The 12,064-nt window shown below is 62.9% G+C and carries 12 protein-coding genes; 4 read left to right on the plus strand and 8 right to left on the minus strand.

Annotated features, from left to right (window positions below):
* Window positions 1-3: 3 nt before the first annotated feature.
* Window positions 4-1,530: an alpha-amylase family glycosyl hydrolase gene (locus tag J3P86_RS14120; protein ID WP_434657780.1), complete on the minus strand. Its 1,527-nt coding sequence runs from the start codon at window positions 1,528-1,530 to the stop codon at window positions 4-6.
* A 493-nt stretch (window positions 1,531-2,023) separates the two neighbouring features.
* Complete coding sequence (locus J3P86_RS14125; RefSeq protein ID WP_434698220.1) at window positions 2,024-2,653, minus strand: TetR/AcrR family transcriptional regulator; 630 nt, start codon at window positions 2,651-2,653, stop codon at window positions 2,024-2,026.
* Between the two features lie 86 nt (window positions 2,654-2,739).
* Here J3P86_RS14125 and J3P86_RS14130 point away from each other — a divergent pair, with 86 nt between their 5' ends.
* Window positions 2,740-3,372: an NAD(P)H-dependent oxidoreductase gene (locus J3P86_RS14130; protein ID WP_434698221.1), complete on the plus strand. Its 633-nt coding sequence runs from the start codon at window positions 2,740-2,742 to the stop codon at window positions 3,370-3,372.
* Here J3P86_RS14130 and J3P86_RS14135 read toward each other — a convergent pair whose 3' ends face one another.
* Window positions 3,373-4,935: a L,D-transpeptidase family protein gene (locus tag J3P86_RS14135; protein ID WP_434698222.1), complete on the minus strand. Its 1,563-nt coding sequence runs from the start codon at window positions 4,933-4,935 to the stop codon at window positions 3,373-3,375. It abuts the gene before it with no gap.
* Window positions 4,936-5,097: 162 nt separating this feature from the next.
* On the opposite strand from J3P86_RS14135, the gene J3P86_RS14140 reads away from it, so the two are divergent.
* From J3P86_RS14140 to J3P86_RS14150, 3 genes are all read left to right on the plus strand, one after another.
* Window positions 5,098-5,778: a murein L,D-transpeptidase catalytic domain family protein gene (locus J3P86_RS14140; RefSeq protein ID WP_434631303.1), complete on the plus strand. Its 681-nt coding sequence runs from the start codon at window positions 5,098-5,100 to the stop codon at window positions 5,776-5,778.
* 71 nt (window positions 5,779-5,849) lie between these two features.
* On the plus strand, window positions 5,850-6,803 hold the full coding sequence (locus tag J3P86_RS14145) for a class I SAM-dependent methyltransferase (protein ID WP_434568337.1): 954 nt from the start codon (window positions 5,850-5,852) through the stop codon (window positions 6,801-6,803).
* A 139-nt stretch (window positions 6,804-6,942) separates the two neighbouring features.
* Window positions 6,943-8,394 carry a DHA2 family efflux MFS transporter permease subunit gene (locus tag J3P86_RS14150; RefSeq protein ID WP_434698224.1) on the plus strand — a complete coding sequence of 484 codons (1,452 nt, stop codon included), beginning with the start codon at window positions 6,943-6,945 and terminating at the stop codon, window positions 8,392-8,394.
* A gap of 64 nt (window positions 8,395-8,458) precedes the next feature.
* Here J3P86_RS14150 and J3P86_RS14155 read toward each other — a convergent pair whose 3' ends face one another.
* The 5 genes from J3P86_RS14155 to J3P86_RS14175 all read right to left on the minus strand — a co-directional run bounded on the left by J3P86_RS14155 (window position 8,459) and on the right by J3P86_RS14175 (window position 12,027).
* A complete protein-coding gene (locus J3P86_RS14155; RefSeq protein ID WP_181288801.1) occupies window positions 8,459-8,785 on the minus strand; it encodes a four-helix bundle copper-binding protein in 327 nt (108 codons plus the stop codon).
* A 154-nt stretch (window positions 8,786-8,939) separates the two neighbouring features.
* Window positions 8,940-9,542 carry a LysE family translocator gene (locus J3P86_RS14160; RefSeq protein WP_434698225.1) on the minus strand — a complete coding sequence of 201 codons (603 nt, stop codon included), beginning with the start codon at window positions 9,540-9,542 and terminating at the stop codon, window positions 8,940-8,942.
* Between the two features lie 54 nt (window positions 9,543-9,596).
* Window positions 9,597-10,433, minus strand: coding sequence for an AraC family ligand binding domain-containing protein (locus J3P86_RS14165; RefSeq protein ID WP_434698227.1), 837 nt, complete (start codon window positions 10,431-10,433; stop codon window positions 9,597-9,599).
* Between the two features lie 318 nt (window positions 10,434-10,751).
* Window positions 10,752-11,177 (minus strand): GlcG/HbpS family heme-binding protein, encoded by a 426-nt coding sequence (locus J3P86_RS14170; RefSeq protein ID WP_434600846.1) that lies wholly within the window; start codon window positions 11,175-11,177, stop codon window positions 10,752-10,754.
* Window positions 11,178-11,244: 67 nt separating this feature from the next.
* Window positions 11,245-12,027, minus strand: a complete 783-nt coding sequence (locus J3P86_RS14175) for an ABC transporter substrate-binding protein (protein ID WP_434630907.1) — start codon at window positions 12,025-12,027, stop codon at window positions 11,245-11,247.
* Window positions 12,028-12,064: the final 37 nt, after the last annotated feature.

A 12,064-nucleotide genomic window follows, 5' to 3' on the forward strand; every position in this document is an offset into this window, starting at 1 on the left:
AGGTTATCGACACAGGATCAGGGCCTGTTCGGCAGCCAGACGCCCGCTGAACGGCTGGCCTTCATCCGCGCCATCGCTGGCGATTTCAACTCGCCAGGGGTCGGCCAGCGGAAAGGTGTGCTCGCTGTCGGCGAAATTGATGCAGACCAGGCGTTCGTCGCCCTCGCAAGAGCGACGATAAGCCAGCACCTGCGGGTGCGAGGGCAGTTCCTCCCAGCCGCCCAGGCGCAGCGCCAGGCTATTGCGCCGACACGCCAGCAACCGTCGGTAAAGCGCCAGCACGGAATCGGCGTCGCGCTCTTGGGTCTCCACCGACAACCGGCCGGCATCCGCAGCGAAAGGCAGCCATGGCGCCCGACCCGACCAACCGTGAGGCGCCTGTTCCGTCCAGGGGATCGGCGCCCGGCTGCCGTCCCGTCCGCCGGGGTCGACGCGGGTCTGGGCGGTCACTTGAGTATCCTCCAGGCCCAGCTCCTCGCCCTGATAGATGAACGGCGTGCCGCGCAGCGTCAGCAGCATCACCGCCGCAGCCCGTGCCCGGCGCAATGAGCCGCCGTAGCGACTGCGGTGGCGGCTGTTGTCATGGTTGGACAGCACCCAGGTCGGCCAGGCCTGCAACGGGCCGAGGTCGTTTTCCACCTCGCGTACGCACATACGGAACACCACCGGGTCCCACGGTGCATCCAGCGGCGGGAAGTTGAACGACATGTGCAGTTCGTCACTGGCGCCGTAATAGGCCGCCACCTGGGCCGTGGAACGGATGTTCACCTCGCCGATCAGCACCCGCTCACCGGGGTAGCTGTCCACCAGGCGCCGCAGCCCGCGGAGCACTTCATGGCTGTAGGGCTGATCGTTGATCTTGACCATGGTTTCACCGGCCATGCAGCGCGGGTCATCGGCAAAGCTCTGGTCCTTGCCGACGCAATGCACCACGTCGACGCGAAACCCGTCCACGCCACGCTCCAGCCAGAAGTGCAGCACTTGATGCATGGCCGCGACGACTTGCGGGTTATGCCAGTTCAGATCCGGTTGCTCGGGCAGGAAGAAGTGCAGGTAGTACTGCTGGCTGGTTTCGTCCCAGGTCCAGGCGCTGCCGCCGTCAATCGAGGCTCGCCAGTTGTTCGGCTGGTCACGCCAGATGTACCAGTCGCGCTTGGGGTTGTCGCGGCTGGAGCGCGACTCGATGAACCAGGGATGCTGGTCGGAAGTGTGGTTCGGGACAAAGTCGAGCAAGACCTTCAAGCCCCGTTCGTGAGCCTTGGCGATCAACGCATCGAGGTCGGCCAGGTTGCCGAACAGCGGATCGACGTCGGTGTAGTCGCAAATGTCGTAGCCTGCGTCGCACATGGGCGAGCGAAACACTGGCGAGAGCCACAACGCATCGATGCCAAGGCGTTGCAGATGGTCCAGGCGTGCTGTCAAACCGGGAAGATCGCCGACGCCATCGCCGTTGGCATCGGCGAAGGAGCGAGGGTAAACCTGGTAGATCACGGCGTTCTTCCACCAGGGCGAAGGGAAGGAGTTGGGCATGTCGCCTCCTCTGATCGCAGTGTGTGGTGGGCAAGACCGCAGCCCCGCCTGCTGTCCTTTCATCAAGGGACATCAGTTAAGAACCGGAAACGGGGCTTGGGGTTCGTTTTTTCTTGATGGGGAGTGAATCAGCGGAAGAGATGTTTGATGTGCCGCCGTCATCGTCGGATCGCCGCCCGGAGCAAGCTCGCTCCCACAGGGGACAGGGTTCACAAAGGTCCATTGTGGGAGCGAGCCTGCTCGCGAAAGCGTCAGCCTGACCAACTCAGAACCCGTGGCGAGGGAGCTTGCTCCCGCTCGGCTGCGCAGCAGTCGCAAACCGGCGGATACAGTCTGCCTGAAAGGTTGCTGGGGACTGCTTCGCAGGCCAGCGGGAGCAAGCTCCCTCGCCACGCTAACCTGCTCCGGCGCGACAAATATCAAGTCAGACCGATGTCCCTGCCTCAGGATCGGGCCGCCCATGTGGGAGCGAGCCTGCTCGCGAATCGCCCGATCAGTTGGAGGCGATGCCAGCGGCCCGGTTGACCATCGCCACAATGCTGACGAACAGCTCCTGCTTGGCCTCGTCCGCGCTGATCTCGCCGTTGGCCGCCGCATCGGACAACGCTTCCGCCGCCCCGAGCATCGCGCGCAGGCTCGCTTGGGACAGGCCCCGGTTATCGGCGAACGGCTCCAGCACCGCCCGGCATTTATCCAGGAACAGCCTTTCGTACTCCCTTTTGATGCTCTCCAGTTCAGGTGAACTGGAGAGCGCCGCACTGACGCCCGGGATCTCACGCCCCTGAAGCAGGACGCATTCGACGAACGCTTCGGCAATCACCCGCGAACGGCTCTGCAACGTGGGTTCGCTGGCGTCGAGTGCAGCGTCCATGAGCGCCGTCTGGCGCGCATCGAAATCCTGGTAGAGCGCCGAAAGCAGCCCTGACCGGGTAATGAAATGGTCGTAGACGATGGGTTTGGTGACGCCTGCCTGGTCGGCCAGCCGGGCCAGGGTCAACGCTTCGCTGCCCTCCTCCCGAACCAGGCGCCAGGCGACATCCAGCAATTGCCGTTGCCGATCGGCGCGGGACAGTCGGCGACGAGGCGCGGCAATGGGCGGTGCATTTTCATCTGTGCTTGACATGCTAACTTTACCAACCGTAACTTACTAACCGTAACTTAACCCAGCATACTCGCTTGACCTCGGGTAATGCCAGAAGGAGATTCGCCATGCACGCCCTTATCGTGGTTGCTCATCATGACCCCCGCTCTCTGACCCATGCGCTTGCCCAGGCCATTGGCAATGGAATTCTCCAGGCCAATCCCAGCGATACCTTCGAAATCGCCGACCTGGCCGCTGAAGGCTTCGATCCACGCTTCGGCTTTGCCGACCATGCCGTCCACCACCGTGAGGCCTTGCCACCTGCCGACGTGCTGACCGAGCAGGCCAGGATCGAACGGGCCGACGCCCTGGTGCTGGTCTACCCGATCTATTGGTGGTCGATGCCGGCGTTGCTCAAGGGCTGGATTGATCGGGTGTTCTCCAATGGCTGGGCGTTCGACTTCAAGCTCGACGAGTTCTTTGTGCAGAAACTGCAGCATTTGCGGGTCCATCTGGTCGCCCTCGGTGGAGCCGACGCCGACAGTTTCCAACGCCACGGCTACGACCAGGCGATGGTCACGCAGATCGACCATGGGATCTTCGGCTACTGCGGTGCCCGCGTGGTGAGCTCCGAGCGCTTGCTGGACTCGGAAACCCTTGATCCGAACGTACATCTGCAAACGGCCCGAGCCCTCGGCCAGCGGGTGTTCTCGGCCATCGAGCAGACCACGCCCGTAGGCGCCAGCGCCGCGTGTGCATGATCAGAGTGCTCGACGGTCGGCGGCAGACAGGGACACATCGCGCTGGTAGATATCCGGGATATACACCGCCCGCCCCTGGCTGTCCGCTTGCACTGTCCAGTATCCAAGCAGGATCGGCATCGGCTTGGCCAGCCTGAATTCATGGGTCAACTCGCTTGCCAGCAAGGTGTCGGTGCGCGTGCGTTCGGCCGGGGTCACCAGCAGATCGCGCAGGTGCATGACTTGCTCGATGCGTACGCAGCCTGAGCTGAACGCCCGCGGGCCTTTGCTGAAAAGTGCCTGGCTGGGCGTGTCGTGCAGGTATACCGAAAACGGGTTGGGGAAGCGCACGACCAATTTACCCAAGGGGTTTTTCGAGCCGGCGTCCTGGCGCAGCATCAGATTGCCAGGGTGATCCCAGTCGATATTTTCCACCGCCAGGGGCAATCCATCGCGATCGATCACCTTGAGGTTGTGCCGGGTGAGAAACTCCGGGTCGCGGCGGATCTCGGGAAGTTTGTCCTCGCGCATGATCGTCGGCGGAATGGTCCACGTCGGGTTCAGCGTCAGTCGGGTGATACGCGACTTGATCAGCGGTGTCTGGCGTTCGGCGCGGCCAACCTGGGTCCGGGTCTGCCATACCGGGGCGCCAGCCTGGTAGACCGTCAGCTGCGCCGCCGCCACGTTGACCAGCACGCTGTCGGGCTCCAGGTCCTGAGCCAACCAACGCATGCGCTCCAGGTTGATCCGCAATTGCTCGCGGCGCATGGCCGGGCTGACGTTCAGCTCGGTAACCGTCCACGGCCCCACTACCCCATCGGCTTGCAGTGAATGGTGGAGCTGGAAGCTTTTCATCGCCTCCACGAGGCTCGGGCTGTAGTGCTCATCGGCTTCCAGCGGAGGCACGCTCAGGTAGCCTTCGTTGAACAGGCGCCGGGCCAGTGCGGGCACGCGGGCGTCACGTTTGTCGGGTTGCAGCAATGGGCCGGCCGGCACTGACTGCCAGTCAGCCAGCGGTTGTTGCCGTTGCCGGGCGTAGAGTTCGCGCAGGTTGCGATACAGGTCCAAGGGCGGCCGCGCCTGTTCGAACGCCTGGGCGGGGTCGCGCAAGCCGGCGACGGCGAAGTGCAGCACCATGGCCTGACGGTCCGGCAACTGCGGATTGGCCTTCCAAATCGGCTCCAGGCGGTTCTGCGGCAGGTAGCCGAAACGCAGCTCATGCAGCGCTTGCAGGTAGCGTTGGCTGATGGCGATGTCGGTACAGGCCACGTTGACGTAACGGCCATCGCCCGGCAGGTCGTAGCGGGCCGGATCGAGTCCGTCATCGGCCAGTTGCTGTAGCTGGGCTTGCAACGCCTGTAACCGCCCGTCGTCCGCCCAGATCGCCTGGCCTGCGTTTTGCTGGTACAAGGCCTGCAGGCTCATGACCGTCGGAAAGTCGACGCCACCGGCCAATTCGGGGCAATTGACCGACAGTTGCGCCAGTGTGGTTTGCGCCTGAGCCGGATCGCCGTCCTCGGCCGTGGCGACCAATGGCGCAACGAGCAATAAAAGGCTCAGGTAACATGCGGACTTTTTGAACAACTGCTTTACTCCAATCCATGGCCGTCTCGTTGACGGTGAATTTTGCGACAGGTACGACCCGCCATCATGCAGACAAACGAAACCGGACGGGATGCCGCAAACGAACGCCACCGCAAGCTGCCTTCACCTGTATCGGCCTTCTTGCGCCGATTCTGCCTGGTCGTGACTGGCCTTGGCATCCTGTGCAGCCCGGCGCTGGCCGAAAAACTCAACACCCAGCCTCTTTACAACAGCCTCGCCCACGCCGCGCCGGAACTCAATCCCCAAGCGCTGAAAAGTGCCCTGAGTGCGATGCAGTGCGCAGTTGCCAACGGTGCTCGACAGGCTCGCCACCTGGCGGTGATCGATTATTCGCAACCTTCGACGGCCCGGCGCTTGTGGATCTTCGACCTGCGCCAGAAAAAGCTGGTCCTGCGTGATCTCGTGGCCCACGGGCAGAAATCCGGGGAAAACTTCGCCACCCAGTTTTCCAACCGACTGGGCAGCTATCAATCCAGCCTGGGACTGTTCCGCACCCAGGAAAGTTATCAGGGCGCCCATGGTTATTCGCTGCGCATGGACGGCCTGGAGCCCGGATTCAATGACCAGGCGCGCGACCGCGCGATCGTCATCCACGCCGCTGATTACGTGAACCCGCTCTGGAGCGTGCGCCAGGGCCGCATCGGCCGCAGCCAGGGCTGCCCGGCCGTGCGCCCGCAAGTAGCGCGCCAGGTGATCGACAAGCTCAAGGGCGGGCAGTTCATGTTTTCCTGGTACCCGGATCCGGCGTGGCTCAAGCGTTCGGCCTATCTCAATTGCCAGGCGCAGCAGGTGGCGAGCATCCTCGCGACCAGCGGGGGCTGATAAAGCGGATTGCAGTGCATGGGTTCGTGGTTAAAATGCCGGCCTTTCGAGCTGCTGGCGTTTTTTATCTGATGAACCCTCAAGCCCTTCAAACATTGCAGAGCCTTTTGCTGACGGCGCTGGAATCGGCGCCCGACGAAACCCGTCGCCTGTTCCATGGCCGCGGGCGCTGCTGGCCGGGGCTGGAACAGATCACCGTCGACTGGCTGCAAGGCGTGGTGTTGGTCTCGCTGTTCAAGGAACCCGATCCTACGCAACTCGATGACCTGTTCGCCATGCTGCGCACCCTCGCCTCCTTGCCCGCCTGGCAACACAGCGGCGCCCACACCCTCGCGGTGCAACATCGGTACCTGCCCGACAGCCTGACCCAATGGTTGGTGGGCGAACCGATCGATGAATGGACCCTGACCGAAGGCGGCCTGCGTTATCGGATCGACCTGGGCAAAAAGCAGAACAACGGCCTCTTTCTCGATATGCGCTATGGCCGCGACTGGGTGCGCGCTCACGCCCAAGGCAAGCGCGTGCTCAACCTGTTCGCCTATACCTGCGGTTTCTCGGTGGCGGCCATCGCCGGCGGTGCCCGCCACGTGGTCAACCTGGACATGTCCCGCGCAGCCCTGAGCCGTGGTCGTGACAATCATCGCCTGAACGGCCATGACCTGGGCCAAGTGAGCTTTCTGGGGCACGACCTGTTCAAATCCTGGGGCAAGGTGATCAACAGCGGGCCCTATGACCTGGTCATCATCGACCCGCCCACGTTCCAGAAAGGCAGCTTCCTGCTGACCAAGGATTATCAGCGAGTGCTGCGCCGCCTGCCGGAGTTGCTGACCGCCGCTGGTACGGTCCTGGCGTGTAGCAACGACCCGGCGACCGGCCCCGGCTTCCTCATCGAAGGCGTCATGCGCGAGGCGCCTGGCCTGACGTTCGAAGAGCGGTTGGCAAACCCTCCGGAGTTTCCAGATGCGGACCCCGCCTGTGGCTTGAAGGCCTTGGTGTTCAGGCGTGACGACTCGGCCATCGGCTGAGAACTTCGTGCCGGGATTACACATTTCCACTATTTGATGGATCTTGCTCGCAGCTAGACTGCTTCACGTTGCCTGCAGTGAACCGGTCCGGTTGCACTGCGGCAACCTCGAACCCGGACTGTTCAAGGATTGAAGAACCATGTCGCAATCACATCCCTCTCACCCGCGCCAGCGCTGGCGCGCATTGATCGTCTTGTGCCTGGGCGTGCTGATGATCGTGCTCGACGGTACGGTGGTGAATGTCGCCCTGCCCTCGATCAAGGACAACCTGCAGTTCAACGACACGGCACTGGCCTGGGTCGTCAATGCCTACTTACTGACCTTCGGCGGTTTCCTGCTGCTCGGCGGTCGCCTGGGCGACCTCTATGGCCATCGCCGCCTGTTCACCTTGGGATTGGCGGCGTTCACCCTCGCGTCGCTGGCCTGTGGACTGGCGTCATCGCAGTCATGGTTGATCATTGCCCGGGCTGTTCAAGGCCTTGGCGGCGCGGTGGTCACGGCGGTGGCCTTGTCGTTGATCATGGACCTGTTCACGGAACCCGGCGAGCGTGCCCGGGCGATGGGCGTGTACAGTTTCGTCTGCGCTGCAGGCGGCAGTATCGGTGTGCTGTTGGGTGGTTTGCTGACCGATCTGCTGAGTTGGCACTGGATCTTCCTGGTCAACCTGCCTGTCGGCCTGATCGTCCTCGGCCTGTCCCTTAAATTGCTGCCCGCCATGCGCGCGCAAAGCAGTGGGCAACTGGACGTCACCGGCGCAGTAACCGCCACCCTGTCGTTGATGATCGCCGTATACGCCGTGGTCAACGGCAATGAGCAGGGCTGGACTTCCCTCCACACGCTGGGCCTGCTGGCAGCCTCGGCCTTGTTGATGCTGGGCTTCATCATGCTCGAACGGCGGATTGCCCATCCGTTGATCCCGATGGGCCTGTTTCGCCTGCATAACCTGCGCATCGCCAATCTGCTCGCCGTGCTCTGGGCCGCGTCGATGTTCGCCTGGTTTTTCCTGTCGGCGCTCTACATGCAATTGGTGCTGGGCTATACGCCGATGCAAGTGGGATTGGCCTTCCTGCCAGCCAACGTGATCATGGCGATTTTTTCCCTGGGTCTGTCCGCGCGGCTGGTGATGCGCTACGGCACACGAACGCCGTTGGCGGCAGGCCTGTTGCTCGCCGCCATCGGCCTGGCACTGTTTGCACGGGCTCCGCTGGACGGCCAGTTCGTCGGCGACGTTCTGCCGGGCATGTTGCTGCTGGGGTTGGGCGCGGGGATGGCGTTCAATCCGATGTTGCTCGCGGCGATGAGCGACGTGGAACCCAAGGATTCCGGCCTGGCGTCAGGCGTCGTCAATACGTCGTTCATGATGGGCGGCTCGGTGGGCCTGGCGGTGCTGGCGAGTATTGCCGCGTACCGGACCAAGACGGCTGCGTCCGATCTCGCGCCGCTGGTTGCGCTCAATAACGGGTATCAGCTGGCGTTTCTGATCGGCGCAGCGTTCGCGCTGACCGCGGCCGTACTGGCGGGACTGCTGCTGCGAAGCACCGCGACGGGACAGCAGGCGAAGGTCGACTCCGCAGCCCATCCTGCCCCTTGATCGCACTGGGCGGCAACGGCAGTCATCGAGTGATGCCTGACGTTGCTGCCGGTCCGATCGAGTCTCAGGCGGCCATCCGCTCACAGGCCTCGGCGCAAGACTGGCAGGCCTTGGCGCAATCCTGACAATGACCCGCTTCGTGCTTCGCGCATTCTTCGCCACACGCACGGCAGATGCTCGCGCAGACGATACAAAGATCCGTCGCCACCCGGCTGTCGCGCTGCATCAGCGTTGCCGCGAGACGGCACAAGTCGGCGCAGTCGCGGTCCAGCTCGATGCAACGCGCCATCATCTGGACGTTTTGCTCTTGCAGGCACGCACTGGCGCAGGCCTCGCAGGCCATGGCGCAGGCCAGGCACTCGTCGATGCAGGTTTGATAACGGCTGTTCATGGCACTCTCCTTTTTTGAAGGGCGATCAAAAAATGCATACCGCCTGTTCTAGGCAGGTATAAGCGTGCGACTTGACGCATGAACCGCGGGTTTCAAAAGAAAAATTACATTTTCGTCAGCTGGACCGGCCCTGCCGGTCTTCCTGCATCGTGGATCAGACCACCAGCGTCAACCACGCCGACACCAGTAGCAACACGGCCATGACGCGATTGAAGCGCCCCATCGCCACGGCGGAACGGCAGAACTTAGCCGCGCCACGCCCCAGGTAGGCCCAGGCGGTCATGCAGGGAATGGAGATGGCAAAGAACGCCAGGGACAGCCAGAACACCCGCACCGTACGGTCTGCCTCGGCGCCGGCGAATACGCTGACCACCGCCAGGGCCATCATCCAGGTCTTCGGGTTCACCAGTTGCAACCCGGCGGCGCCCGCCAGGCCGAGCCGTGGGCCTTCGACCGGTCGGTCTGGATCGATGGCCTCGGCCGGCGCGCTGAAAATCTGCCAGGCCATCCAGCTCAGCCAGGCGATGCCGGCCCAGGACAGCGCCGTTTGGATCGCCGCATGTCGCGCCAGCACGTCGCCCAGCCCGGTGCCCACCAACAACACCAGTAACGCGGCAGCCGCGCAGGCGCCGAGGATGATCGGCCAGGTGGTCGCCAGGCCGAAGCGCGAGCTATGGCTCAGCACCAGGATATTGGTCGGACCCGGGGTGATGGAGGCGACAAACGCAAACAAGGCAAACGGCAACAACTGATCCATGGCGCAACTTCTCGATGAATGATCGTGAACCTGATCATCCCGTTGCAGCCGGGCTCAGTCTGGAACAATTGAGCAGCGCTTGCGGTAGTCCACCGGGCTCATTCGATAGGCGCGCTGGAACCAGCGGCCGAGGTGACTCTGGTCGGCAAAGCCGAGCATGGCGGCCACCGCCACGGCGCTTTCGCCACGGGCCAGCAGACGCCGCGCCCGGGCCAGGCGCAGCTGGATCAGATACGCGTGGGGCGCCAGGCCGAAGGCCGCCTTGAACGCACGACTCAGGCGAAAACGATCGACGCCGGTGACGCGCGCCAGGTCGTCCAGGCTGATGTCCTCGCTCAGGTGGCCGTGCAAATAATCCCGGGCCTGCTGGGCGACCAGTGGCAGACGCGGGTCGGGATTGATCCGTGTTCGCCAATGCAGGTGTTGAGTGAGGTTCGACAGCAGCGTGTCGAGGGCGGTCTGGCGGACGATCAGGATGTCCTGTTCGTGCAGGCTCTGGAAAGCCGCAGCGGTAGCCCTTGCCAGCCGCGCGTCATCGTTCAGCGTGACGGCAAAGCCCAGTTGCGCGTTGTCTGGCGCATCCTCGAACAACGAGCGCAGTTCGCGCTCCAGCCATTGCGGCTCCAGGTACAAGGTGCGATAGGTAAACCCGTTTTCGTGCGGCGCGTTACCGTCATGCAACTCCCCCGGTTCAAGCAGGAACACTTTGCCCGGCGTGCTGTTGTGTTGCTGCTGACGGCAATGGAACTGCTGCACGCCCTGCTCCGTCACGCCCACCAGATAGGCATCGTGCCAGTGCGGATCGTAGGCGTGCCCCTCGAAATGCGCGCGCACGGTCTCGATGCCGGACGTGGCGTCCTGCTTGAGATCGATCCAGTTGCGCGCTGTCATGGGCTGCCTCGTTTATGTATCGGCTGGCTGAGATTAAACGACTTGGATGGGGTGGTCTGGAAGATTTGTGCAGTTTCACTCCGGCATTGTGTTCCTCCTGTGGGAGCGAGCCTGCTCGCGAAGGCGGTGTATCAGTCGATGAAGATGCCGGATGTACTGGCCTCTTCGCGAGCAGGCTCGCTCCCACAATAGCTAGCGGGCTGACGGAGATCCAATGTGTGCGAGCTTGCTCGCGATGCGGTGGATCAGCTTGCATTGATGTCGAGAGTGCCGACGCCATCGCGAGCAAGCTCGCTCCCACAGGGTTCGCGCCAGCCCTCAGGCATCCGGCGTGATCACCGGCAACACCGTCTCCACCGCCAATCGCGCCAGTTCCGCATCTTCCTCGGCCTTGACCCCGGACACGCCGATGGCGCCGATGCACTGACCGTCGTGACGGATCGCCACGCCACCCTCGAGCATGCCTTGCAAGTGCGGCGCGCTGAGGAAGGCGATGCGGCCACCATTGATCATGTCTTCAAAAACCTTGCTGTCCCGCCGGCCCATGGCGGCGGTGCGGGCTTTTTCGGTGGCGATGTAGGCTGACAAGGGCGAGGCGCCGTCCAGGCGCAACAGCCCCAAGGGATGCCCGCCATCGTCGACCACACAGACCGATACGGCCCATTGACGCTGGTGGGCCAGCTCTTTGGCTGCTACCAGCAACTGGGCAACGTCCTGTTCGGTGAGTACCGCTTTGGTTTTCATGAATCACTCCATGCTGTGCAGCGTGAGGCCCGTCAGCCGACGCTGCGGGCGATGGACACGGCGATGGTCATTCGCCATAGATATCAAAATCGAAGTACTTCTGGCGAATCCGCTCGTAGGTGCCGTTGGCGCGAAGGGTCGCCAGCGCCTGGTTGAAACGGCCCGCCAGCGGATCATTCTTGCGCACGGCGATTCCAATGCCCGTGCCGAAGTATTGTTCTTCGACGAAGTTTGGGCCAACAAATTCGAAATCCTTGCCTTCAGGACGCTTGAGCAGGCTTTCGTCGATGGCCACCGAACTGGCCATCGTCGCGTCCAGGCGTCCGCCCAGCAGGTCGAGGAAGACTTCGTTTTGCGAGCCATAACGGATCACCTCGGCCCCGGCCGGGGCAAATTTGTCGGTAACGTAACGATCGAAGTTGGTCGCCCGCTGCACGCCGATCCGCTTGCCTTTGAGCTGCGCGGGAATATCCTGGATGCCACTGCCCTTGCGAAATACCAGCCGCGCCGGAATCCGATAATAACGGTCGGTGAAGTCCACCGACTTCATCCGCTCCGGGGTGATCGACATGGAAGAAATCACCGCGTCGACTTTTTTCACCTTGAGTGCCGGGATCAAGCCGTCGAACTCCTGCTCCTGCCAGACGCAACGAACCTTCATCTCGGCGCAAAGCGCCTGGCCGATGTCATAGTCGAAGCCGACGATGGCGTTGTCCGGGGTTTTCGAGGCGAAGGGTGGGTATGCCGCCTCGATGCCGATGCGCAGCGAGGTTTCGGCGGCGTGCAGATTGGCGCCGAATGCCAGCAGCGAGACGAAGCCCAGCTTGAGTGCAATGCGTTTAACGTTCATTGATTAGCTCCGGATGCGATGTTATTGATTTCGGACG

Origin of the sequence: Pseudomonas sp. D1-1 (assembly GCF_051132225.1) — a bacterium.
In the GTDB taxonomy this organism is placed as follows: domain Bacteria; phylum Pseudomonadota; class Gammaproteobacteria; order Pseudomonadales; family Pseudomonadaceae; genus Aquipseudomonas.

Excerpts from the sequence above, each read along its gene's own strand:
- J3P86_RS14160 (WP_434698225.1), bottom strand. The coding sequence starts at position 9,542 with ATGGATCAGTTGTTGCCGTTTGCCTTGTTTGCGTTTGTCGCCTCCATC.
- J3P86_RS14175 (WP_434630907.1), bottom strand. The coding sequence starts at position 12,027 with ATGAACGTTAAACGCATTGCACTCAAGCTGGGCTTCGTCTCGCTGCTG.
- J3P86_RS14170 (WP_434600846.1), bottom strand. The coding sequence starts at position 11,177 with ATGAAAACCAAAGCGGTACTCACCGAACAGGACGTTGCCCAGTTGCTG.
- J3P86_RS14130 (WP_434698221.1), top strand. The coding sequence starts at position 2,740 with ATGCACGCCCTTATCGTGGTTGCTCATCATGACCCCCGCTCTCTGACC.
- J3P86_RS14145 (WP_434568337.1), top strand. The coding sequence starts at position 5,850 with ATGAACCCTCAAGCCCTTCAAACATTGCAGAGCCTTTTGCTGACGGCG.
- J3P86_RS14150 (WP_434698224.1), top strand. The coding sequence starts at position 6,943 with ATGTCGCAATCACATCCCTCTCACCCGCGCCAGCGCTGGCGCGCATTG.
- J3P86_RS14120 (WP_434657780.1), bottom strand. The coding sequence starts at position 1,530 with ATGCCCAACTCCTTCCCTTCGCCCTGGTGGAAGAACGCCGTGATCTAC.
- J3P86_RS14155 (WP_181288801.1), bottom strand. The coding sequence starts at position 8,785 with ATGAACAGCCGTTATCAAACCTGCATCGACGAGTGCCTGGCCTGCGCC.
- J3P86_RS14165 (WP_434698227.1), bottom strand. The coding sequence starts at position 10,433 with ATGACAGCGCGCAACTGGATCGATCTCAAGCAGGACGCCACGTCCGGC.
- J3P86_RS14125 (WP_434698220.1), bottom strand. The coding sequence starts at position 2,653 with ATGTCAAGCACAGATGAAAATGCACCGCCCATTGCCGCGCCTCGTCGC.